At 58.2% G+C, this 24993-nt stretch carries 15 protein-coding genes; 13 read left to right on the plus strand and 2 right to left on the minus strand.

What is annotated here, in order from left to right:
- Nucleotides 1–612: 612 nt before the first annotated feature.
- The 4 genes from JJQ51_RS02190 to JJQ51_RS02205 all read left to right on the plus strand — a co-directional run bounded on the left by JJQ51_RS02190 (nucleotide 613) and on the right by JJQ51_RS02205 (nucleotide 9816).
- Nucleotides 613–3828 (plus strand): alpha-1,4-glucan--maltose-1-phosphate maltosyltransferase, encoded by a 3216-nt coding sequence (locus JJQ51_RS02190; RefSeq protein WP_269244220.1) that lies wholly within the window; start codon nucleotides 613–615, stop codon nucleotides 3826–3828.
- Between the two features lies 1 nt (nucleotide 3829).
- Nucleotides 3830–7123 carry a maltose alpha-D-glucosyltransferase gene (gene treS, locus JJQ51_RS02195; protein WP_269244221.1) on the plus strand — a complete coding sequence of 1098 codons (3294 nt, stop codon included), beginning with the start codon at nucleotides 3830–3832 and terminating at the stop codon, nucleotides 7121–7123.
- A complete protein-coding gene (gene glgB / locus JJQ51_RS02200) occupies nucleotides 7120–9357 on the plus strand; it encodes a 1,4-alpha-glucan branching protein GlgB (protein WP_269244222.1) in 2238 nt (745 codons plus the stop codon). The genes treS and glgB overlap by 4 nt, the downstream gene beginning before the upstream one ends.
- Before the next feature lie 114 nt (nucleotides 9358–9471).
- Nucleotides 9472–9816 carry a response regulator gene (locus JJQ51_RS02205; RefSeq protein WP_113353009.1) on the plus strand — a complete coding sequence of 115 codons (345 nt, stop codon included), beginning with the start codon at nucleotides 9472–9474 and terminating at the stop codon, nucleotides 9814–9816.
- A gap of 80 nt (nucleotides 9817–9896) precedes the next feature.
- Here JJQ51_RS02205 and treZ read toward each other — a convergent pair whose 3' ends face one another.
- Entirely contained in the window at nucleotides 9897–11657 is a 1761-nt protein-coding gene (gene treZ / locus JJQ51_RS02210) for a malto-oligosyltrehalose trehalohydrolase (protein ID WP_269244223.1), read from the minus strand.
- 128 nt (nucleotides 11658–11785) lie between these two features.
- On the opposite strand from treZ, the gene treY reads away from it, so the two are divergent.
- The 3 genes from treY (at nucleotide 11786) to JJQ51_RS02225 (ending at nucleotide 17547) form a co-directional block, all read left to right on the plus strand.
- Complete coding sequence (treY, locus tag JJQ51_RS02215) at nucleotides 11786–14260, plus strand: malto-oligosyltrehalose synthase (protein ID WP_269244224.1); 2475 nt, start codon at nucleotides 11786–11788, stop codon at nucleotides 14258–14260.
- Nucleotides 14261–14357: 97 nt separating this feature from the next.
- Nucleotides 14358–16424 carry a glycogen debranching protein GlgX gene (gene glgX / locus JJQ51_RS02220; protein ID WP_152095245.1) on the plus strand — a complete coding sequence of 689 codons (2067 nt, stop codon included), beginning with the start codon at nucleotides 14358–14360 and terminating at the stop codon, nucleotides 16422–16424.
- A gap of 748 nt (nucleotides 16425–17172) precedes the next feature.
- The gene (locus JJQ51_RS02225; RefSeq protein WP_113396563.1) at nucleotides 17173–17547 is read left to right on the plus strand and encodes a GFA family protein; all 375 of its coding nucleotides are present in this window, start codon (nucleotides 17173–17175) and stop codon (nucleotides 17545–17547) included.
- A gap of 412 nt (nucleotides 17548–17959) precedes the next feature.
- Here the strand turns inward: JJQ51_RS02225 and JJQ51_RS02230 are convergent, their stop codons facing one another.
- Nucleotides 17960–18232, minus strand: a complete 273-nt coding sequence (locus JJQ51_RS02230) for an usg protein (RefSeq protein ID WP_069614226.1) — start codon at nucleotides 18230–18232, stop codon at nucleotides 17960–17962.
- A 277-nt stretch (nucleotides 18233–18509) separates the two neighbouring features.
- Between JJQ51_RS02230 and groES the strand changes: the two genes are divergently transcribed.
- The 6 genes from groES to JJQ51_RS02260 all read left to right on the plus strand — a co-directional run bounded on the left by groES (nucleotide 18510) and on the right by JJQ51_RS02260 (nucleotide 24910).
- The gene (gene groES, locus JJQ51_RS02235; protein ID WP_113353012.1) at nucleotides 18510–18824 is read left to right on the plus strand and encodes a co-chaperone GroES; all 315 of its coding nucleotides are present in this window, start codon (nucleotides 18510–18512) and stop codon (nucleotides 18822–18824) included.
- Between the two features lie 54 nt (nucleotides 18825–18878).
- Complete coding sequence (groL, locus tag JJQ51_RS02240) at nucleotides 18879–20507, plus strand: chaperonin GroEL (RefSeq protein WP_269244225.1); 1629 nt, start codon at nucleotides 18879–18881, stop codon at nucleotides 20505–20507.
- Nucleotides 20508–20561: 54 nt separating this feature from the next.
- Nucleotides 20562–20801: a hypothetical protein gene (locus JJQ51_RS02245; RefSeq protein ID WP_069614229.1), complete on the plus strand. Its 240-nt coding sequence runs from the start codon at nucleotides 20562–20564 to the stop codon at nucleotides 20799–20801.
- 292 nt (nucleotides 20802–21093) lie between these two features.
- On the plus strand, nucleotides 21094–21507 hold the full coding sequence (locus JJQ51_RS02250; RefSeq protein WP_113388588.1) for a hypothetical protein: 414 nt from the start codon (nucleotides 21094–21096) through the stop codon (nucleotides 21505–21507).
- A gap of 84 nt (nucleotides 21508–21591) precedes the next feature.
- On the plus strand, nucleotides 21592–22686 hold the full coding sequence (locus JJQ51_RS02255; RefSeq protein ID WP_113353016.1) for a glycosyltransferase family 4 protein: 1095 nt from the start codon (nucleotides 21592–21594) through the stop codon (nucleotides 22684–22686).
- A 13-nt stretch (nucleotides 22687–22699) separates the two neighbouring features.
- Nucleotides 22700–24910: an amylo-alpha-1,6-glucosidase gene (locus tag JJQ51_RS02260; protein WP_269244226.1), complete on the plus strand. Its 2211-nt coding sequence runs from the start codon at nucleotides 22700–22702 to the stop codon at nucleotides 24908–24910.
- Nucleotides 24911–24993 lie beyond the last annotated feature (83 nt).

The raw sequence follows: 24993 nt of genomic DNA on the forward strand, positions 1-24993 counted from the left end.
GCTGCGTTGTCATCCTCGAAGTGTCGTGCGCCATTTCCTCAGCAAGCCCTGATATGGGCGTGAGTGCCTTCCGCCTGCTGACATTATCTTCCCCAGGACCATTGTTGGCATGAAAGGAGGAAGAAACTCCGCTGAACGATGTTCCAGGGACCCAACCAGGAAAAAATCCGGCTGCGGTGCGGTCTGGAGCGCGCCTTCGAAGACGTCTGTGAGGCCCTGACTTCTAGAAAATGAATGGCCGCTGGGGAACCGGGAACCTTCTGTATCCTGATCGGTTGGTGTCACCGCGCAGTTGAGGAGATGCGGTTGTGGAGGCGCAACGTCGTTTCGAACGACAATGGCCAGTGAGGGGTGCTGTGTCGACAGTAGACAGCGCTGGGGAATGTGTGGCGACGAACTGCCCGAGGAAGAAACGAGCGAGCGCTTTTTGCCAATCTATTGCGAACGGAAGTGAAAGCATCTTCGTCTGAAGGGCGAGCGATGCTCCTTCATGAGTGGGTTGTTTAAATGAAAGTTGCTCGATTGGAGGGAACAAGCAAGTCGTTCGATGGTTGGTCTTGGTATCGCCGGGAGGGACAATTTATTTCCGCCTGATGCGTGGAGAACAAATTGATGACGTTTGCAGCCGAGCCGGCCGACGCGTTTAGCCATCCCCGGATTTACTATATAAATCCGTTGCTCCTAACTGGACGAGACCAATGGAATGAAGCCTTTGATCATGCAAGCGCTCTCGGTTTCGATATTGTACTTTCCGCTCCGCCCTTCCTCGACGGGAGACGTGCCGGTCTTCGTTCCATGGAGAATTACACGCGATCGGACGCAGAGGCCAAACTTGAAGATGAAGTGAAGGAGGGTCTTTTCGCCCTGGCAAAAGATGCGCGCGAGCGGGGTGTGGCATTTATGCTCGATCTCGCGATAAAGCCGTGCAACGCAGAAACAGGCGTCTCGACCCCTCTCGACCCACGGCGGTCGCCGAGCTCTCCATCTCAGCCCCGCGCGCCATATTCGAGCGAGGTGACCGGCGAATGGGAAACCCGCCTCGCAGACTTCGCGTCCTGCGGGATCATGGGGTATCGGGTCATTGGCCTTGACAGCCTGCCCGCTGATGGTTGGCGACGATTGATGGCAAGCGCGAGGATCGCGGATCCGGAAACGAGATTCTTTGCCTATACCCCGGGAACTGACTTCGCTTTTCGATTAGAATTGCAAGACTGTGGGTTCGACGGAGCCTTTTCGTCGCTTGCTTGGTGGGATCTGCGCGAAGGCTGGTTCCTTGAAGAGTATCGCCTGCAGCTGCCTTTCGGGCCACAGATCACCTTTCCGGAAGCGCCGTTTGGAAGGCGCATCGCGCATGGCAGCGAAAGCAGGGAAATCCGCGAGCGAAAATCACGCCGCGCTCTCCATCTCGCGGCCGAGCTCGGCGATGGATTGCTTGTGCCCATGGGATTCGAATTCGGCGCCACCTTGCCGCTTGATCCCACATATGGGCATGGAGAGGGTTTGCGTGTCCTCAAGGCCGAGGGAGCTTACGATATCTCGGCCGATATACGCGACCTGAATTCCGTTCCACGCGCGTCCACTCGATGGATGTTTCTTCAATGTGAAACAGCGAGCCAAGTCACGGTGATCGCGCAGGCTGATCGATCCACATTGCGGGATGCAACGCGTACGCGGCTACTCGCGGTCAACAGAGATCTGCGTCGTACCGCGGAACTGCCTGACGACATCATGCATCGCTTGGCCTTGCCTTTCCTGCCCGTCGAGGCGGTGGCTGGTAGCCGGAGAATCGCTCCAGGCGAGGTGCGCGCCGTCACAACGGAGATCCGCCCTCTGGTTTCGGCTGACGAAGGGGAACTGTCCCTCGCTGAAGCGACGGCCTCTCCGCGCATCGCCATCGAACTTGTTACCCCGCAGGTCGATGATGGACGTTTCGCGGTCAAGCGCATCGTCGGCGACACGCTGATCGCCGAGGCGGACATCTTTGCCGATGGCCACGATCTGCTGTCGGCCGCCCTCCTTTATCGCGCCCGCGACGAGCTTGAGTGGCGTCGAACGAGAATGGTCCTTTCCGAAAACGATCGATGGCGGGGCTCCTTCCTGCTCGATCGCATCGGGCGCTTCGAATTCATGGTCGAGGCGTGGAAAAATCCCTTCGCCATCTTCCGCCACGAGCTTCTCAAGAAGAGTGAAGCGCGGCTCGATCTGCGGCTGGAACTGATCGAAGGTGAGGAGTTGATCCGCGATGCTGCTGCCGATGATGGCATATCGATGAGGGACGAGGACAGGGCGGAACTCGCGACGTTGCTTGCCGAGCTCGAAAGGCGTGACGGGCCAGGCAGGCTCGAATTGCTGCTTGCCACACGAACAAACGACCTCATGGCGCTCGCCGACCGCCGCCCCTTTACCTCGCACTCGCGAACTTATGGTGTGGAAGCGGAGCGCCGCGAAGCGGCCTTTGCGAGCTGGTATCAGATCTTTCCACGTTCGCAGAGCGGTGACCCCAATCGCCACGGCACTTTTGAGGACGTCATCGCACGCTTGCCGGCCATCCGAGATATGGGCTTTGACGTGCTCTATTTCCCGCCGATCCACCCGATCGGCCACACCAACCGCAAGGGCCGCAACAATTCTCTCATCGCCGCTCCAACCGACCCAGGCAGTCCTTACGCGATTGGTTCGGAGGACGGCGGGCATGAGGCGATCCATCCCCTCCTTGGCGGATTCGATGACTTCGAGCATCTGATTACGGAAGCCAGGCGGCTCGGATTGGAGATCGCACTCGACTTAGCGATTCAAGCCTCCCCCGACCACCCGTGGCTAAAGGAACATCCGGGCTGGTTCGACTGGCGGCCCGACGGCACGATCCGTTATGCGGAAAATCCGCCGAAGAAATACGAAGATATCGTCAATGTCGATTTCTACGCGCCGGAGGCGGTGCCGGCGCTTTGGGCCGAACTGCGCGACATCGTCGAAATGTGGATCGAGGAAGGCGTGGAAATTTTCCGCGTCGACAATCCTCATACCAAGCCTTTTCCCTTCTGGGAGTGGATGATCGGCGATATCCGCGCGCGTCATCCGCAGGTTGTGTTCCTTTCGGAAGCCTTCACAAGGCCGAAGGTGATGTACCGGCTGGCGAAGGTCGGCTTCTCCCAGTCCTACACCTACTTCACCTGGCGCAACACAAGAGCGGAGCTGGAGGAATATCTGACCGAACTTACTCAAAGTGAGGTGAGGGAATTCTTTCGCCCGCATTTCTTTGTCAACACGCATGATATCAACCCGGACTTCCTCCAGAACGCGCCGCGCTCCGCCTATCTCATCCGGGCCGCGCTCGCTGCCACCCTATCCGGTCTTTGGGGCGTCTATAACGGCTTCGAGCTTTGCGAAGGACGGCCGGACGCCAAGCGCAAGGAATATGCCGATAGTGAAAAATACGAGATCCGCGCCTGGGACTACGACCGCCCGGGGAACATCAAGGCGGAGATCTCGATGCTCAATCGCATTCGCAAGGATAATTCAGCGTTGCATTCGCATCTCGGCCTGACTTTCCTGCCGTCGTCGAACCCCAACGTCATGTTTTTCGAGAAGGCAAGCGTCGGGCGCCACAACGTTCTGCTTTTGGCCGTGACGCTCAATCCGCACGCGATAGAGGAAAGCAATGTCGAATTTCCGCTCTGGCGGTTCGGCCTGGCAGACGATGGCACACTCGCTTTCGAGGACCTCGTCAGCGGCCAGAGATTTAGCCGTACGGGCAAGTGGCAGATGATCAGGCTTGATCCAGCTCATTTGCCCTTTGCCATCTGGCGCGTCAGGGCAGGGGAGGTCTGAGATGGACACTGTTCACATGGCCGAGAGCGATAAACTTGCCGACGACCCGCTATGGTATAAGGATGCGATCATCTACCAGCTGCACATCAAGTCCTTTTACGATGCCAATGGTGATGGCATCGGCGACTTCGAGGGCCTGTACCAGAAGCTCGACTATATAGCCGCACTCGGCGTCAATGCCATTTGGCTCCTGCCGTTCTTTCCCTCCCCCCGGCGCGATGACGGCTATGATATTTCCGATTATCGCAATGTCAGCCCGGACTACGGGACGCTAGAGGATTTCCGGAAGTTCGTGGCGGCGGCGCATGAACATAATATCCGCGTCATCATCGAGCTTGTCATCAACCACACGTCGGACCAGCATCCCTGGTTCCAGCGCGCGCGGCAATCGCCTGCCGGAAGCCACGAGCGTGACTTCTACGTCTGGTCGGATACCGACCTGAAATTTCCCGAGACCCGCATCATTTTTCTCGATACGGAAAAGTCGAACTGGACATTCGATCCGGTGGCGGGCGCCTATTATTGGCATCGCTTCTATTCGCACCAGCCCGATCTCAATTTCGATAATCCGCTGGTCATGAAGGAAATTATCGATGTCATGCGCTTCTGGCTTGAGACCGGCATCGACGGCTTCCGGCTCGATGCGATCCCCTATCTTGTCGAGCGCGAGGGCACCAACAACGAAAACCTGCCGGAAACACATCTGATCCTCAAGCAGATCCGCGCGGCGCTTGATGCGACACATTCCGGCGTGCTGCTCCTTGCCGAGGCAAACCAGTGGCCGGAAGACACGCGAGAATATTTTGGCGACGGCGACGAATGCCACATGGCGTTCCATTTCCCCTTGATGCCGCGCATGTACATGGCGATTGCCAAGGAGGATCGCTTCCCGATCACCGATATCATACGTCAAACGCCGGAAATTCCCGAAATCTGCCAATGGGCGATCTTCCTCCGAAATCACGACGAGTTGACGCTCGAAATGGTCACCGATGCTGAACGCGATTATCTGTGGGAGACCTACGCCTCCGACAAGCGCGCCCGCATCAACCTTGGCATCCGACGGCGGCTGGCGCCATTGATGGAACGCGATCGCCGCCGTATCGAGCTCATGAATGCGTTGCTGCTGTCCATGCCGGGAACGCCCATCGTCTATTATGGCGACGAGATAGGCATGGGAGACAATATTTATCTCGGCGACCGGGACGGTGTGCGCACCCCGATGCAATGGTCTCCCGATCGCAATGGCGGCTTTTCGCGCGCAGATCCAGCGCGCCTCGTATTGCCGCCGGTTGCCGATCCGCTGTATGGCTTCGAGGCATTGAACGTCGAGGCACAGGTGTCGGACGCGCATTCCCTGTTGAACTGGACACGGCGAATGCTGGCGCTGCGCGGTCGCCACGGCGCCTTCGGGCGGGGTTCGATGCGCTTTCTGGCGCCGGCTAACCGGCGAATTCTCGCCTATTTGCGCGAATATGGTGACGAGGTCATTCTTTGCGTTGCAAATCTGTCACGCGTTCCTCAAGCCGTGGAGCTCGATCTGCAGCAGTTCGAAGGGCGGGTTCCCGTGGAGTTGACGGGCATGTCGCCATTCCCGCCGATCGGACAGCTCACCTACCTGCTCACACTGCCGCCCTATGGTTTTTTCTGGTTCCAGCTCGCTGCCGAGGCCGACGGACCAGCCTGGCGCACGGCACCGCCCGAGCAACTTGTCGATCTGGTGACGATCGTTATCCGGCGCAGCCTCACGGAACTTGCCGAGCTGCCGCATCACGCGGCGGTGTTGAGCAGGGATATCCTGCCGGCCTATCTTGCGAAGCGCCGTTGGTTCGGCGCCAAGGACCAGGCTCTGCAGGAGGCAAGGCTCGTTTCCGCGACGCCGATACCCTTTGCCGACGGTGTCGTGCTCGGAGAGATCGAGGTCGTGCTGCCGGATCATGTGGAAAGCTACCAGTTGCCGCTCGCAGCCGAATGGGACGATACGGCGACCAACGTGCTCGCCCAGCAGCTTTCCCTTGCCCGTATCCGGCAGGGCAGGCGGGTGGGATTCCTGACTGATGGATTTGCCATCGAACTAATGGCGCGTGGCATCCTTCAGGGCCTGTGCGACCGCTCGACGGTCAGCGGACGCACCGGCATGATCGAATTCATCGGCACCGACCGGCTCGATTGCCTGGCCCTGACGGAGGACATGCCGATCCGTTGGCTTTCGGCCGAACAATCCAATAGCTCGTTGCTCGTGGGCGACTTGGCGATGATCAAGCTGATCCGCCATGTCTTCGTCGGCGTCCATCCGGAAGTCGAAATGACGCGCTATCTGACGGAACATGGTTACGAGCATACTGCCCCTCTTCTGGGCGAGGTGGCTCGGACCGACGGCGAAGGTCGCCGATCGACGCTTATCATCGTGCAAGGAGCGATCCGCAATCAGGGCGATGCCTGGAATTGGATGCTGTCCAACCTCCGACGCACCGCCGACGAGATTGTTATCACGGAGTCCGCCGTCGAGGCGGCCGATGAGCAGCTGCAGCCGCTTCTGCATTTCGTTTCCATGGTCGGCGAACGGCTCGGAGAATTGCATGTCTTATTGGCGCAACCGACCGACAACGAAGCCTTCGCGCCACGTCGGGCGGATGCACGCGATATCGCCGGCATTTGTAAAACCGTAACGGGCGAGATCACCTATGCCTTTTCCAAGCTGACCGGCCTCGAAGACAGTGTCGAGCCCGAGATCGCGGAACAGATATCCCTGCTGCTTGCCGAACGCGACAGGATCCTCGAGCTTGCCAGTGCGCTGGCGGACGAGGCGAAAGGCACGTTGTTGACGCGCGCGCATGGCGATTTCCATCTTGGCCAGATCCTGGTGACGGAGGGCGATGCCGTCATCATCGATTTCGAAGGCGAGCCGGCGCGCAATCTCGCGGAGCGTCGCGCCAAGACGAGCCCATTGCGCGACGCTGCCGGTCTGCTGCGGTCGCTCGACTATCTCTCGGCAACCGCCATGCTCGAAAACGACGCCATTTCGGATCATCATGATGCCCGCCGTCGAGAGGTGATCCGGCGCTTTGCGGAAAATGCGGAACGCATTTTTCTGACATCCTATATCGAGGCATTGGCGGCTTCGCCCGATTTGCCGAAAACGCCCGCCGAGGTGCGGCGGATCATCGATATCTTTCTTCTGGAGAAGGCTGCCTATGAGATCGCTTATGAGGCCCGGAACCGTCCTAAGTGGCTTCCGATCCCGCTGAACGGACTTGCCGCCATCATAGCCCGACTTTCGGAGAGCCGCTCATGAGCGACGTTGCCGATATTCTCAGCGGAGTGGATGCGGGTTCGATACATGCCGTGGTGGAGGGACGGCATGGAGATCCTTTTTCGATCCTCGGCATGCACAAAGGTGTGGACGGCCGCTACAGCGTCAGGGCCCATCTTCCGGGAGCCTTGCGTGTTGAAATCCTCGATCGAGACAGTGATCGCGTTCTGGCATTGGCCGATCTCATCCATCCGGCCGGCCTGTTCGGCGCGATGCTTGCCGAACGCAACCGTTATTATCTGAGAATTCAATGGCCCGACGCGGTCCAGGTGACGGCCGACCCCTATAGCTTCGCGCCGCTGCTCGGCGATCTTGATCTCCATCTGATCTCGCAGGGGACGCATTACAACCTAAGCAAGGCTCTCGGCGCCAATCCGATGACAATCGACGATGTCGCGGGCGTGCGTTTTGCGGTCTGGGCGCCGAATGCAAGCCGCGTGTCCGTGGTCGGCGACTTCAACGCCTGGGACGGACGCCGCCATCCGATGAGGCTCCGGCCGCAGGCAGGTGTCTGGGAGATCTTCGTTCCGCATATCACGGACGGCGAGCGCTATAAGTTCGAGATTCTCGATCGCTTCGGCAATCCGCTTCCGCAGAAGGCCGATCCCGTCGCACGGGCCGCGGAGCCGGCGCCATCGACCGCGTCCGTGGTGGCTTCGTCCGAGCCTTTCCGCTGGAATGATCATGACTGGATGGACAAGTGCCGAAGCACCGATCATTTCGCCAAGGCGCTTTCGATTTATGAGGTCCATGCCGGCTCTTGGCTGCGCAACATGGAAGATGGCGGCCGCGCGCTGGATTGGATCGAACTCTCGCAGCGGCTCGTTCCCTACGTCCGCGAAATGGGTTTCACCCATATCGAGCTGATGCCGATCATGGAGCATCCTTTCGGAGGATCATGGGGCTATCAGCCACTCGGTCTGTTTGCGCCGACCGGGCGCCATGGCACGCCCGAAGATTTCGCATATTTCGTCGATCGCTGCCACCAGGAAGGGCTCGGTGTCATTCTGGACTGGGTGCCGGCGCATTTTCCGACGGATGTCTGGGGATTGGCGCGTTTTGACGGCACCGCCCTTTATGAGCACGAAGATCCGCGAGAGGGCTTCCATCGCGACTGGAACACGCTGATCTATAATCTTGGCCGTAACGAGGTCAAAGGCTTCCTGATCGCGAGCGCGCTCGAATGGCTTGAGCGCTATCATGTGGACGGATTGCGCGTCGATGCCGTCGCCTCCATGCTCTATCGCGACTATAGCCGCCCGGAAGGCGAATGGATCCCGAACCGTTACGGCGGGCGCGAAAACCTGGAAGCCATCGAATTCTTCAAGCATTTGAATAGCATCGTTCACGAACGCCACCCGCACGCGCTGATGATCGCGGAGGAGTCGACCGCTTTTCCGAACATCACAAAACCCGCCGCGGAAGGCGGGCTCGGCTTCGACATGAAGTGGAATATGGGATGGATGCATGACACGCTCCATTACATGTCCGACGATCCGGTCTATCGAAAGTATCATCATGGCTCGATGACCTTCGGCATGATCTACGCCTACAGCGAACGCTTCATCCTGCCGTTTTCACATGACGAAGTCGTGCATGGAAAGGGTTCCCTGCTCGCCAAGATGCCTGGCGATCCCTCGCAGAAGATGGCCAATCTTCGCGCTCTTTTCGGCTTCATGTGGGGGCACCCGGGTAAGAAGCTTCTCTTTATGGGCGGTGAGATCGGTCAATGGTCGGAATGGAGCCATGACGGTTCCGTCGAATGGGATCTCCTGGATGAACCCTCTCATGCTGGCCTGCAGCGGCTGGTGCGCGATCTCAACCGAATCTACGGGCATTTTCCATGCCTGCAGCATGGCGATACCATGCCGGACGCTTTTGAGTGGGCGGTTGCGGATGATGCCGAACAGTCGGTTTTCGGGATGCTGCGCTTTGATGCTGGACGGCGGCCGGCCATTCTGGTCATTTCGAATTTCACTCCGATTTTCCGGAGCGGATATAGGGTAGGTGTTCCTTTTGCCGGCCTCTGGCGGCGGATACTCGATACCGATGATTTAGTTTATGGCGGAGCAGGTATGGGCTCTGGTGATCGTCTTAGCGACGATTTTCCCGCGCATGGGCGCCGCCAGTCTCTTCTCGTCGATCTTGCCCCTCTTTCGACAGCGATGTTTCTCTTTGAGGATGGAGAAGCGATGACGGGAGGTGAGCAATCCTGAAGTTCCGCGTCGTGGGAAGTAGTCGATGCCGTCGTGGTTGCGCGGAACGGTCCGGTAGCGAACATCGTCTTTCTTCCAATTTGATCCATCTTTTGTTGCATGAGGAGGTTGCTAATGAAAATCATGATCGTCGAAGACGAGCCCTTGGTGGCACTGGAATTGGAGCGCATCGCTATCGAAGCTGGCCACGAAGTCGTGGGCTCCTTCATGACCGCGGAACAGGCCCTGGCCTACGCGTCAAAGGCAGAGGTGGCTTTCGTGGATCTCGGCTTGGCCGATGGCCATAGCGGAGCGGGGCTTGCTCGCCGATTGACGGATCGGTTCAGGATAAAAGTGATCTTTGTGACCGGCAGCCCGGAGCGGGTTGGTTATGGCCTTGAAGGCGCGGTTGGAATAATCGACAAGCCATTCACCGACAAAGCAATCATCGATGCCTTGGAAAAGGCGCGGCGCCTATAAGGTTAAGTAGGCTTGGCCTCTGAGGGGATCGGGTTGCCTGAAGGGCAGTAGAAGCTCGTCCCTCAGATTTGCGAAATAGCTCACGACAGGCTCCAGACAATTCCCCATGGTCCGATCGAGTTGTCTGTCATGCCGTTCGACGAAAAAAATGCTTGTCCCTCGATCGGACTTTTCAAAATAACAGGCGTGTTCGACAAATTGGCTGCCAAATGAAGATTTGTAGACCCGAGTTTCCAGCGCACTCGGATTGGCGAGGCGTCTGGATCGTAGGTCGCCAAGCAACTATGCGCTTCGACGAGGAGCGGCACGACCATTTGATGTCTGAGCTCTAGCAACTGCCGGTAATAGCGTCCCGTTGCCGGGTTCTCATCCATTTTATCCCAGCGCAATTTTGCGCGGAGGAAGGTGGCTTCGGCCGTCGGGTCGCATGCACCCTCCGCTTCGAAGCCGGGCAGGCGCTTCAGTTCCTCCTTGCGGCCAAGCCTTATCTTGGCGTTGAGCTCCTCATCGAAATCGCAAAAGAAGGGAAAGGGATCGGTAGCGCCCCATTCCTCACCCATGAACAGCATGGGGATCTGGGGCGAGAGAAGATAGATGGCTGCGATAGCCTTTATCGCCTCGATGGGGTGGGAAGAAATCATACGATCGCCGCGCGCCCGATTGCCGATCTGGTCATGGTTTTGGATGAAGGAGATAAAGGCCGATGGCGGCAAGCCAACGCTTGGCGATCCCCTTGGCCGCCCTCGATATTCCATGTGCTCCCCCTGAAACGCGAAGCCCTCGGCAAGCGCGCGGCTCAGGCGCGGTGTCCAATCGGCATAATCTTCGTAGTAGCCGAAGGTCTCGCCTGTGGCCGCCACGTGGAGAGCGTGGTGGATGTCATCATTCCACTGTGCGGTAAAGTGGCGCGGCTTGCCGTCGTCATCGCGCGCGAGGAGAGCCGCTTCATTATCCTCGTTTTCGACGATCAGGTGCACATGGCGTTCAGGGAAGGCGCTTCTGACGCGACCGGCAAGTTCGAGAAGGATATGCGGATCGCTATCGTCCTTCATCGCGTGAACGGCATCGAGCCGCAAACCATCCATCCGAAACTCGCTCAGCCAATAGACAGCGTTTTCTATGACGAAATCGCGGACGAAGCGGCTGCTGTCGCCATCGTAGTTCAGGCCCTTGCCCCAGACGCTTTCGTGCCGGTCGCCGAAGATCGGCGCGTAGCGGGGCAGATAGTTTCCGTCCGGCCCGAAATGATTATAGACCACATCGAGAAAGACGCAGATGCCGCGCTCGTGGGCTGCATCGACGAGCATTTTGAGATGTTCGGGGCGGCCGTAGCTGCCATCCGGTGCATAGGGCAAAACACCGTCGTAACCCCATCCATACCGACCGCGAAAATCCGAAAGCGGCATGATTTGAATGGCCGTTATGCCGAGGCGCTGCAAATGGTCGAGCTTTTCGATGGCCGCCAGAAATGTGCCAGCTTCCGTGAAGGCGCCGACATGCAGTTCGTAGATGACGATCTCCTCCCAGCGGCGTCCCTTCCATCCCTGCGTTTTCCACGTGAACGTTGGATCGATCAGCTCGCTCGGGCCGTGAACGTCTTCGGGCTGAAAGCGCGAGGCAGGATCCGGCACGGCAAACCCATCGGCCAGCACGAACTTATAGCGATCGCCGATCTGCGCGTCGTTGACTTCGACGACATGCCAGCCGTCCTGGCTCCGCCGCATGGCCCATTCTCCGCGCTGCTCGATGCGGACGAGCGCGCTCTCCGCCAAGGGCGCCCACAAGCGGAACAAGACCGCATTCTCATTGATTTGTGGTCCAAATGCGAAGCCGTGCTGCATGACACCCTATCCGTCAATGACGCTGAAATTTTCCTGCATCCAACGCATCTTGACGGGAACGGTTCCTGGGGTGGGAACAGATCTCTTTCAGTTCCGTTCTTAAGAGCCCCCGACGCAGCGAGGAAGCCATGACCGTCTCAACCTCTACCTACCGCCTGCAGTTTCGCGGAAATGTCACCTTTGAAAGGGCAACGGAGCTGGTTCCCTATCTGAAGCGTCTCGGCATTAGCCACGTCTATGCCTCGCCGATCTTTGCGGCCAAGAAGGGATCGACGCATGGCTATGATGTCACGGATGCGAACGAGATCGACCCGGTGCTTGGCGGTCGCGCTGGGTTCGATGCTTTCTGTGCGGTCTTGCAACAGGCGAAGCTGGGCCTGATCCTCGACATCGTGCCCAACCATATGGCCGCTTCCGCGGAAAACGCGTGGTGGCGGGACGTGTTGCAGCGTGGATCGGGCAGTGCCTATGCCGGCCATTTCGATATCGACTGGCAACGCAAGCTCACCTTGCCGCTTCTGGGACGCCCGTTGGAGGAAAGCCTGGCCGCGGCGGACTTTCGTCTTCGCTACGAGCCCGCGGATGGTTGCATCTATCTGGCCTACTTCGACGATCTGCTGCCGCTTTCGATCGCAAGTGCCGACCGGCTGGCAGCGGACATAGGAACGGATGCGGAGCGGTTGCTCGCATTTTCGAGGGATGCGGCCGCCATGAGAAAACTTCTCGCGGAACAGCATTGGCAATTGCTCTATTGGAAAGATGCCGCCGAAAACCTCAGCTACAGGCGCTTCTTCGAGGTGGCAGGCCTGGTCGGGATGCGGGTGGAGGACCCACGGGTCTTCGACGACACGCATCGGCTGATCATCGAATTGGTTCGTTCCGGACAGGTCCAAGGATTACGCGTCGACCATATCGATGGACTGGCCGATCCGAAGGGCTATCTCGAGCATCTGCGGCAAGCCGTTGGTCCGGACACGTTCATCGTAGTCGAGAAAATCCTTGCCCGTGGTGAGAAGCTGCCGGCGGATTGGCCGGTGGCGGGGACGACCGGCTACGAATTCATCGCCGCCATGGCCGATCTCTTCGTGAACGAGGAGGGGTTGCGCAAGCTGGACGAAGCCTACAGGTCCGTCAGCGAGGAAGATGCCGACTTTGCCACAGGTTTGCGCAAGGCGAAGCTGCTGATGGTCGAGCGCAATTTCGCCGGTGAGACGAGGCGTCTGACGAGGCTGGCATGCTCGATTTTTGCGGATTTCGACGAGGAGGAAATAGCGTCGGCGCTTCGCGAGCTGCTGGTCGCCTTCCCGGTTTACCGTACCTATGCCTATCAGGGAGCTGCATCGTCCGATGATGTGACGGTCGTCGAGATTGCCTATGGGAAGGCAAGAAGCCGATTGTCGACCGTTGATGCCCTCGATGCGCTCGCCCGTCTTTTGAAAGAGGAGGTTTCTGCAGCCGAAGCTCTGGAGTTTCGAGCCAGATTCCAGCAGCTCAGCGGTCCGATCATGGCAAAGGCGGTCGAAGACACCCTGTTTTATCGTTATAACCGCCTCATCGCATTGAACGAGGTCGGAGGCGAGCCACACGCGCCACCGGGCTCGGTGGCGGCCTTTCATCAATTCATGAACGACCGGTTTCAGCGGCAACGCTGCGGCCTTTCCACGACCTCGACGCATGATACCAAGCGGGGAGAAGACGCTCGCGCCCGCCTATACGGCCTTACGCAGGATCCTGATGCCTGGATTGCAGGCGTCGAGCGATGGCGCAACATGAATTCTCCTTTTCGCTCCAGCCTTGCCGATGGACCCGCGCCCGAGCCCAATATCGAATGGATGCTTTACCAGGCGCTTGCCGGCATCTGGCCGCAGGACATCGAAGGAGCCGATCGGAGCGCACTGAAGGAACGGTTTTGCGCCTATGTGTTGAAGGCGATCCGAGAAGCCAAGCTCCGGACGGATTGGATGGATGAAAACCCTTCCTATGAGCATGCGGTCGAGGCCTATGCCGCCGCCTTGTTTTCGGAGGATAATCGGGAGTTCATCTGTGATTTCGACCGGACGCTGCGTCCTTTCATGGAGCTTGGTTTCCGCAACAGCCTGTCGCAGTTGCTGATCAAGCTCACGGCTCCCGGTGTTCCCGACATCTATCAGGGTAGCGAGCGTCTCGATTTCAGCCTTGTCGATCCGGACAATCGACGACCGGTCGACCATCCGTGGACTGACACGGAAGCGGCCGGTCCCCTCGCGATGGATCCCGCTTTCTTGAAACGGCATGTCATCCGCACGGTGCTGCGCTATCGCAATCAGCACCCCTTTCTTTTCCTCGAGGGCGAATATGTGCCTTTGGAAACCAGCGGCGCACGAGCGTCCAATCTCGTGGCTTTCGCTCGCGTTCACGAGCGGGAAACAGCGGTTACGATCGTGCCGCGTCTGGTCGATATGCCTTCATCGGATTTCTGGAAAGACACCGCTGTGATGATGCCGCGAGAGCTCAAGGCGCCGCTATACGATCTCTTGACGGATAAGCCTTCGTCAGCTGGCGATCTTCTGGCAGCACAGCTGTTTACCGATCATTCCCTATCCTTTCTCGTGGGGAACCGGTGACGATCCTGGCGCCGATGCATGCGTAGTCCGACCTCAAAGCCGGAACAAAGCGCTTCACAGGGTGTTTCTGCTGCGCAGCAACGATCACGAGGATTTCATGACGGAAGGCGGCAAGAGGCATGCGATCGAGCCTGGAGATTACACGCGCCTGGGAGCGAATTATGACGGAGAGGGTGTCAATTTCGCACTTTTCAGCGCCTATGCGGAAAAGGTGGAACTCTGCCTTTTCGACGAAAGCGGAAAGGAGGTCGAGCGGATCGCTCTGCCGGAATATACCCATGAAATCTGGCATGGCTATGTGCCTGGACTGAAGCCAGGTGCCTTGTATGGCTACCGCGTGCACGGCCCGTTCGATCCCGAAAAAGGGCATCGTTTCAATGCGCACAAATTGCTCGTCGACCCCTATGCCCGCGAGCTTGTGGGCAACATCGAATGGTCGCAAGCCCAGTTCGCCTATCGTCTGGACGACGAGCAAAAGGATCTTTCCTTCGACGAGACCGATAGCGCCGGACAGGTGCCCAAATGCCGTGTGGTCGACCTCAAGAATGAAACATCGGATAAGAAGCCGTCGGTCGCGTGGCCTGAGACCATTTTCTATGAGGCGCACGTCAAGGGAATGACGATGCTGAATCCGGCAATTCCGGAGCCGTTGCGTGGCACCTTTGACGGTCTGGGGCACGGGGCGGTCGTCGATTACATCAAGAGCCTCGGCGTCACCTCCATCGAACTCCTTCCCATCCATTTCTTTCCCGATGACAGTCACTTGCTCGACAAGGGCTTGCACAACTATTGGGGCTACAACAGCCTTGCCTTCTTCGCGCCGGCAACTCGTTATTACGGGCCTAAGGGCCTTTCAGGCTTTCGCGACATGGTGCGTGCCTTCCACGATGCGGGTATCGAGGTCATCCTCGATGTCGTCTATAATCATACCGCGGAGGGCAATGAACTCGGTCCGACCCTTTCCTTCAAGGGTATCGACAATTTCTCCTATTACCGCACCCTGCCGGACCAGCCCCGCTACTACATCAACGACACCGGCACCGGCAACACGATCAACACGTCGCATCCGCGCGTGCTGCAAATGGTGACGGACTCGCTGCGCTATTGGGTCGAAGAAATGCATGTCGATGGCTTTCGTTTCGATCTCGGCACCATTCTTGGCCGCGAACCCCAGGGTTTCGATCAGCGCAGCGGCTTCTTCGACGCGGTCGGCCAGGATCCGGTGCTTGCCAAAGTCAAACTTGTCGGCGAGCCGTGGGACATTGGCCCCGGCGGTTATCAGGTGGGGGGATTTCCGCCGGGCTGGGCGGAGTGGAATGACAAATATCGCGATACGGTCCGGGATTACTGGAAGGGCACACCTGGCATGACAAGGGATTTTGCCGCCCGCATCTTAGGGTCGGGCGACGTTTATGATCTTCGTGGCCGCCGCCCGTGGGCCACTGTCAATTTCATCGCCGCCCACGATGGCTTCACGCTTAATGATCTCGTCTCCTATAACGAGAAGCATAATGAGGCCAATGGCGAAGACAACAATGACGGCCACAACGACAACCGCAGCTACAATTACGGCGCTGAAGGTCCGACGGATGATGAAGCCATCAATACCGTTCGAGAGCGCCAGAAACGCAATTTTCTCGCGACCCTCTTTCTGTCGCATGGTACGCCGATGCTGCTGGCGGGTGATGAGGCCGGCCGCAGCCAGATGGGCAACAACAATGGCTACTGTCAGGACAACGAACTCAGCTGGCTGCATTGGGACGATCGATATGGCAGCGCCGAGGCGCTTTATACCTTCGTCAAACGGCTGATCGCCTTGCGTCAGGCACATTCCATCCTCAGACGAGAAAATTGGCGCGATGGTCTGATTGTCACCTGGCTCAATCCGACCGGCGGAGAGCAGACGGACGAGCAATGGGACGATGAAGCAAACACGGCGATCGGCCTGCGCCTGTCGCGTGAGCAACCCTTCGAAGAGGGCTGGGATGATATTCTAGTCCTTTTCAACCCTCGTGATGGAGATGTCGACTTTACCTTGCCGGATGACAAACGCTGGGCGCTGGAACTATCGACATCCGATCCTGATGGGCAGGATCGGGGCGGGGTCGACAAGAAATTCTTGAAACTTGAAGCCCGCAGTCTCTCGCTTTTGAGGCCCGCCTGAAACAAGCGTGAGTGAAATGAAAATGCACGTCGCGGGTCTTTAAGAGCGTGGAAGCTCGGACAAGCGACGGAAATCTCGATCCCGTCCAGTCGAAGGTACCGTCGATATTAGGTTATTCCGGCGGTATGCGGCTTTAGTTATCTCACTGCCCCGGCCGCCGATGAAACGAATATTGGCACTTGGTTGTCGTTTTGTAGCTCATATGATTTCTTGTGCTATGCCGCGAACAATACGGGTTGCCCATCCCATTAGCTCTCGCGGTATGTAAAACTGCCATTCACCGGAATTTTGGTCTGGAATCCAGGCCGGTCGGCTCCGTTTTGTTTCTTGCAAACCTAAATATCTGTTGCTGTTTGGAAACTTTTCCTGGTCTCCGAACTTTGATGGGAGGCCGTGAGATAATGCATGAGTGTATGCATGGGTGTTCCTCCTGTAAGGGATCGACCCTTGTCGCACCGTTTCCAAATTCCACGAGTGCTCGGCCGAGCCGGAGGAACTAATGCCGTTAACATATCACGTTGGCATCCATGACGAGGGCTTTGCCTATCGCGTCGGTGATGTTTGGTCGGAGACGTTTCCCGATCACGGGAGTGCGCTTGCCGCCGCCAAATCTGCGGCGGCCCGCCAACAGCAGGGCGGCGAAGATACCGAAATCAGCTACCAGCTGTCCGATGGACGCTGGCGGACCGAACAGGTCAGTCGCGGGGAAGGCCCAATCACGAATGTAAGCGATGACGCGGACAATCCCATGAAGGAATTAACCGGATCATGCCGTTGCGGGCAAGTGCGTCTAACGGTGCGCGGAAAACCGCTACGTATCGGCATTTGTCATTGCACGGATTGCCGGCAGGAAAGCGGATCCGCCTTCACTTATTTCGGCCTATGGCCCGCAAGTGAATTTCACTATGAAGGCGCGACGAGCGAGTTTGCTGGACGCGAGTTTTGCCCGCGTTGCGGTTCGCGCGTGTTTGCCGTTGGCGATAGCGAGGTCGAGATCAAGCTTGGAGTCCTGAGCGCGGCACCCACGCATCTCAGACCCAGCTATGAGGTTTGGACCAAACGGCGGGAACCCTGGCTTTCATCGATCGAAGGCGCGGAGCAGCACGAGGAGGATAGACGATGAGGCGCGCATGATGGCGGGCTAGCCGCCGTCAAAAACAGGAAAAGCGGACCAAATGGTACGCGTGACTGGAATGCTTCTCCGCTTACTCGGCCTTCCCACGCAATGAAGGTCTGATCGACAAAGTTATTGGCGAAAGCCGTGAGCAGGACTGATGGAGATATCGGCCCGTCGATGCTGACATTCTTCGCATGCAATAAATAATCACGAGGGCGTTACGAGGATGACGCGCCCCCGTTCCTGATGAACCTAAAAGACCAGCAAGGATTCAAATCCTTCCAGCCGATAATCTTCTCCGCCCGGCAGGAGCTGAGCCTTAGCCTCCCCGGCCTGTCGAGGGTTGGCAAGGGAGAACGACCGAGCTCATCAAGCCTTGATTATCGAAGACTGGGGAAGGAAAGTTTCGGTTCGGGTCCTAATGGAGCTTGAACTCGCCTTCGACACGACGCCATTCGTTTGGACCGATCAGGCGCCGATGGCTGTAGCGGACGGAATGCAGCGGCCCGTCGAGATTGGTTTGCCAGAAATCGAGAAACCTATGCATTTCGGGAAAATCGGGCGCCAGGTCGTAATCCTGCCAGACGTAGGTCTGCAGGACGGATTCGAAATCGGGAATGTGATAGAGGATATGCGCGGTGGTCAGCCCATAGCCGTTTAGTTGACCTTCCAGTTCCGACGAAAATCGCATGCTTCATCTCCGTTTCGTGACAGTCGGATGGTGGCGCAAATTTTTGCGGCCATCAATGGGTTTTCAACGCAGAGTGCCATTTTCTTTTTCATTCCAGCATGTTAGCAGCCGCCTGAGGTGAGTGCTAATTTTTTTGTCCATCCCTCTTGAAATCGAAAAATCCCAAAACCAGATCATTTTGCGCAAAAGGCTCGAACGAGGTTTTGCACCCGCCCGGACTGGTCATCCGGTCCGGTGAGGGGATCAACGTCATCTTTTTTGCTCAACGGAGGAAAACATGTCGTTCCGACCGCTTCATGATCGCATTCTTGTCCGCCGCGTCGATTCCGAGGAAAAGACCAAGGGCGGCATCATCATTCCCGACACCGCCAAGGAAAAGCCGCAGGAAGGCGAGGTTATCGCCGTCGGGCCGGGCGCGCGCAACGACGCCGGCCAGATCCAGGCCCTCGACGTCAAGGCCGGCGATCGCATCTTGTTCGGAAAATGGTCCGGCACTGAGATCAAGATCAACGGCGAAGACCTGCTCATCATGAAGGAAAGCGATGTCATGGGCATTATTGAAGCCCAGGCCGAGCGGAAACAGGCTGCCTGAGCCTCCACGCCACGAACCATCAGTCTGATAGCTGCCTATTGAGGAGTTAAAGAAATGGCTGCGAAAGAAGTCAAGTTTCACACCGATGCCCGTGAACGCATGCTGCGAGGGGTCGATGTGCTCGCCAATGCGGTGAAGGTCACGCTCGGCCCGAAGGGTCGTAACGTCGTCATCGACAAGTCCTTCGGCGCTCCGCGCATCACCAAGGACGGTGTTACCGTCGCCAAGGAAATCGAACTGGAAGACAAGTTCGAGAACATGGGCGCCCAGATGCTGCGCGAAGTCGCCTCCAAGACCAACGATCTTGCCGGCGATGGCACCACGACAGCGACGGTTCTCGCTCAAGCGATTGTCAAGGAAGGCGCCAAGGCGGTCGCGTCCGGCATGAACCCGATGGATCTGAAGCGCGGCATAGACCTCGGCGTCGACGCTGTCGTGGCGGAACTGAAGACCAACGCCCGCAAGATCTCCAATAATGCGGAGATCGCCCAGGTCGGCACCATTTCGGCTAACGGCGATGCCGAGATCGGCCGTTATCTCGCCGAAGCCATGCAGAAGGTCGGCAACGAAGGCGTCATCACGGTTGAAGAAGCCAAGACCGCCGAAACCGAACTCGAAGTCGTTGAAGGCATGCAGTTCGACCGCGGCTATCTCAGCCCCTATTTCGTCACCAATACCGACAAGATGCGGGTGGAGTTCGAGGATCCCTATATCCTCATCCATGAAAAGAAGCTCTCGAACCTGCAATCGCTACTTCCAATCCTGGAGGCCGTCGTTCAGACCGGCAAGCCGCTCCTCATCATCGCTGAGGACGTCGAAGGCGAAGCGCTTGCGACCCTCGTCGTCAACAAGCTGCGTGGCGGCCTGAAGATCGCTGCCGTCAAGGCTCCGGGCTTCGGCGATCGCCGCAAGGCCATGCTGGAAGACATCGCCATCCTGACGGGCGGCACTGTCATCTCTGAAGACCTCGGCATCAAGCTCGAGAACGTTACCCTCGACATGCTCGGCCGGGCGAAGAAGGTGGCGATTGAGAAGGAAAACACCACGATCGTCGACGGCGCTGGCGCCAAGTCCGACATCGAAGGCCGCGTTGCCCAGATCAAGGCCCAGATCGAAGAAACCACCTCTGATTACGACCGCGAAAAGCTGCAGGAACGCCTTGCCAAGCTCGCTGGCGGCGTTGCCGTTATCCGCGTTGGCGGTTCGACCGAAGTCGAAGTGAAGGAAAAGAAGGACCGTGTCGATGACGCGCTGCATGCGACCCGAGCCGCGGTCGAGGAAGGCATCCTGCCGGGCGGCGGCGTTGCTCTGCTGAGAGCCGTCAAGGCGCTTGACAGTCTCAAGACGGAAAACGACGACCAGCGCGTCGGCGTCGATATTGTTCGCCGGGCAATCGAGGCGCCGGTTCGCCAAATAGCAGAGAATGCCGGCGCGGAAGGTTCGATCATCGTCGGCAAGCTGCGCGAGAAGACCGACTTCTCCTATGGCTGGAATGCCCAGACGAATGAATACGGCGATCTCTATGCTCAAGGCGTCATCGATCCAGCCAAGGTCGTGCGCACCGCACTTCAGGATGCAGCTTCGGTCGCGGGCTTGCTGGTGACGACGGAAGCCATGATTGCCGAAAAGCCGAAGAAGGAGGCACCTCCCGCATTGCCTGCTGGAGCTGGAATGGACTTCTAACGGTCAAGCCCGCTCCACCTTCTGGTGGAGCGGGCTCCGCAATGGAGATCACGAATGGTTCAGACGATCATCAAGAGATCAGATGCGCCGCTCGATTCGCGCGACCTGGACCTTTGTCAGCGCGTTTTTGATGAGATCCGGGCAGCGGCGGATATTCCGCGCAAATCGGAAGAGGGCGAGCGGATCGCTGCTATAGTAATAGAACTATACCGCCAGGGAGTACGAAATCCGCGGCAGCTGAAAATACTGGTGCAGGGTGCGCGCGGCACCTTTCCGGAGGTGGCGGAAGGATGAACAGCCATCTTTCTCTTTCGCGGGAAGATCTGCGGATCTGCATGGACGTTGTCAAATCGATAGCGCGTGGAAAAGGGGTCTCACGTGATCCTACTGCCGTTGCGCAGATCATGACGACGGTCGCAAGATATTATAGCAGAGCCCTGCACGAACCGTCAGCCTTGCGCGCGGCGGCACTCTCCGAGCTCGAAGGCAATTCATTTGCTGAGGGGGCGCCATGGAGGGTAACGGACCAAGCTGAAGCTTCCTAACGTGGCCAGAACTCAGCGATCAGACATCGATGGAGCCAGATATGAGAAAGGAAACCGACAGTATCACAATGAGCGACCCATCCACCGCTGCGGTCACCTCGGCGCATTTGTTGTATCCTGCCCGACATTTTGCCCATCCGCGCGATGTTCTGTCGGCGGAGCATATCACGAAGGATCACAAGCGCGCCATTCTTGCATCCTGGGCCTCGGATATATTCGCAATCGAATCGATGCCCGGCTTTCGGCGCTTTCCAGGCGCGGACCATGTCGTCTCCTATGACGACATCATCGCCGCTTTAAAGTCCTTGGATGACGGCCAAGACATGATCTCGTCGCGGCCTGCGGAGGCCGATAAACTTCGTCGCCAGAGATCGCGGCTGCGCCGTTTTACCGGCCGTTTTGTTTCTAGCAGCCTTAGAAAGGGAGGTCGCCGCCGCCAGATATCAGAAGCCTAGACATCGCCTTGTAAACGCGTGCCTTTTTAGGACGCTACCCGATTTTTGCCGTCCATTCTTTGCTCTTATGAGGAGGTTTTGCCGATGAAGATCGCCCAGATTGCGCCGCTTGCCGAAAGCGTTCCGCCGAAGCTTTATGGGGGAACCGAGCGCATCGTTTCCTATCTTACCGAAGAACTTGTCGCTCAGGGTCACGACGTCACGCTGTTTGCTAGCGGTGACTCCGTTACCGATGCAACCTTGGTGGCGTGCTCGGAGGTCGCGCTCAGGCTCAATCCGGCCGTCAAGGATCATCTTCCGCATCAAGTCGTCCTGCTGGAGGAGATCCGCCGGCGGGCGCATGAATTCGATGTCCTACATTTCCATATTGATCTCTTGCATTTCCCGCTGATCCGGGATTTTTCGGATCGTACAGTCACGACGCTACATGGACGTCTCGACCTGCCGGATCTCAAGCCTTTCTACAAGGCTTTTCCTGATATCCCGCTTGTATCGATCTCCAATGATCAGCGTCGCCCGATGCCACCGGTCAACTGGTCCGGAACTGTGTATCACGGTCTTCCGACCAATCTTCTTTCCTTCACGGCAAAGCCCAAAGGCAACTATCTTGCCTTCCTGGGACGAATCTCCCCCGAGAAACGTCCGGATCGCGCGATCCGCATCGCAACCAAGGTTGGTATGCCGCTGAAGATCGCCGCCAAGATCGACAATGCGGACAAGGCCTATTGGGACACGGTGATCGCGCCGATGGTCAAGAGCCATCCGAACGTCGAGTTCATCGGCGAAATCAACGAGCACCAGAAGGCCGATTTCCTTGGTAATGCCGGCGCGTTGCTTTTCCCGATCGACTGGCCCGAACCGTTCGGGCTGGTGATGATCGAGGCAATGGCATGCGGCACCCCGGTAGTCGCGTTCGGATGCGGTTCGGTTCCGGAAGTGATTGACAACGGTGTTTCAGGCATCGTCGTCGATAGTGTTACGGAGGCGGCCGAGAATGTCGAATGGGCGCTGCGCATGGATCGCCACAAGGTACGCGCGACTTTCGAACGGCGTTTCAGCGCGGAACGGATGGCGCGAGACTATCTCGCTATCTATCGTAACCTGCCCGGCGTTCGCACGAAGGCGGCGTCACTGCGCCGAGCCAATGGCCAGGATCTGGATCTCCAGGTCGTGGCGTAGGAGACATGGCAGCATGTCGACCGCTTCTGTGGACAGCAAGCCATCCGTCGCGTCGGCAGAGCCGGCCGCCCCGGTGGCGCAATTCTTCATACCGGCAACCGCATCCCTGCAGGAGCGGCGACCGCGCACCTTGAAGCACGGCGATACCTTCGCCGTCTTCGACCACAATGGCGATGCGCTTTCCGGGCCTGGTAGCCCGGAGGGCCTTTTCCATCGTGATACGCGTTATCTCTCGCATTTCTATCTGACGATCAACGGCAAGCGGCCAATGCTGTTGTCGTCGACGCTGCGTGAGGATAACGCGACGCTCACCTGCGATCTCACCAACCCCGATCTTTTCGACGAAAAAGGTAAGCTCACGCTCGGCCATGATCTCATTCATCTTCGCAGATCCCGCTTCTTGTGGAATGGCGGTTGCTACCAGCGGCTGGCCATCCGGAATTATGACGATCGGCGGCAGCATGTTCGTGTCGAAATCGTATTTGCGGCCGATTTCGCCGACCTGTTCGAGGTTCGCGGAACTGTGAGAGTGCGTAAAGGCCGCCATCTTACCCCCGTGGTGGAGCAGGATTCGATCTTGCTTTCTTATATCGGGCTTGATGAGCGAAAGCGGTCGACCCGCATTTGCTTTGATCCAAGGCCGGATCAAATTTGCAGCGATCAGGTTATTTATGATCTCCATCTTGAGCCGCATGAGGCGCGATCGTTTTTCGTCGAGATAGGTTGCGATCGGGTCGCTGACCGGCGACCGAGCCACCGTTCCTTTTTCCTTGCTCTAAGGGATGCGCGCCGAGCCTTGCGTTCGTCTTCCTCACGCGCGGCATCGATCGTTACGTCCAACGAGATCTTCAACGAGGTGGTTCGCCGCAGCGTCTCCGACCTCTACATGCTGATGACCGACAAGCCGGAAGGACCTTATCCCTATGCCGGCATTCCCTGGTTCAGCACCGTCTTCGGCCGCGACGCCCTGATCACCGCGCTGGAAACGCTCTGGCTCGATCCGCAGATCGCCCGCGGGGTGCTCGGCCACCTGGCGGCCAACCAGGCGGCGGAGATCGACCCTATCGCGGACGCGGAACCAGGCAAGATTTTGCACGAGGTCCGCTATGGAGAGATGGCCGAACTCGGTGAAGTGCCTTTCCGCCGCTATTATGGCAGTATCGACTCCACGCTCCTCTTCGTGCTGCTGGCTGGCGAATACCTCAAACGTACGGCAGATTTTGCCACGATCCAGTCGCTGCTCCCTGCCATCGAGGCGGCTCTTGCCTGGATCGACGAACATGGCGATCGAGACGGCGACGGTTTCGTCGAATATGGACGACGGACAGAAGAGGGCCTAATCAATCAGGCTTGGAAAGACAGCCACGATTCCATCTTTCACATCGACGGCACGCTTGCGAAGGGACCGATCGCGATTGTCGAGGTGCAGGCCTATCTCTACGGCGCCTGGCAGGGGGCCGCCGAGATCTTTCGCAGGCTCGGCAAGGCGGAACGAGCCGCGAAATTCCTGGCGAGGGCGGAGGCCTTGCGCCGGGCTTTCGACACGAGCTTTTTCGACGAGGAACTCGGCACTTATGTACTTGCTTTGGACGGAAATAAGCGCCCTTGCAGGGTTCGATCGTCCAATGCTGGATATGCCCTCTTCACCGGCATAGCCTATCCCGGAAGGGCACGCGTCGTTGCCCGAACGCTGATGGGTGCTTCGTCCTTCTGCGGCTGGGGTATCCGCACCATCGCCTCGACCGAGGCGCGTTACAATCCCATGAGCTATCACAACGGCTCGATCTGGCCGCATGACAATGCCCTGATTGCCGCCGGCCTTGCCCGCTACGGCTATCGCGCTGAAGCAGCGCGGATTTTCGAAGGCCTGTTTACGGCCTCGACCTATATCGACCTGCGCCGGCTTCCTGAACTCTTCTGCGGGCTGCCGCGCCAGCAGGCGCAGGGACCGACCTTCTATCCAGTCGCCTGTTCTCCGCAGGCATGGGCGGCTGCCGCGCCGCTCTTCCTGCTGCAATCGTGCCTAGGCCTTGATTTTGATCCGAACGCGCAGCACGTCAGCTTCAACGAGCCGCAGCTGCCCCCTTTCCTCGATGAGGTGTCGCTGCGACGCCTGCAGATCGGCAATGGGTCGGCCGACGTCACCATCCGCCGATCCGATCGCCAGGTCGTGGTCGACGTCATTGATCGTCGAGGCGATATCAGGGTGCTGACAACGGCATAGGCGGGCGGCGAAGAAGGCAGTGTCGTCGCCTTGCCTATTCTCTCTATCGGAGCCAGTACGTCAACCAGGGCGATAACTCTGCC

It is taken from the genome of Rhizobium sp. AG207R (assembly GCF_027109195.1).
Taxonomy (GTDB): Bacteria; Pseudomonadota; Alphaproteobacteria; order Rhizobiales; family Rhizobiaceae; genus Rhizobium; species Rhizobium dioscoreae.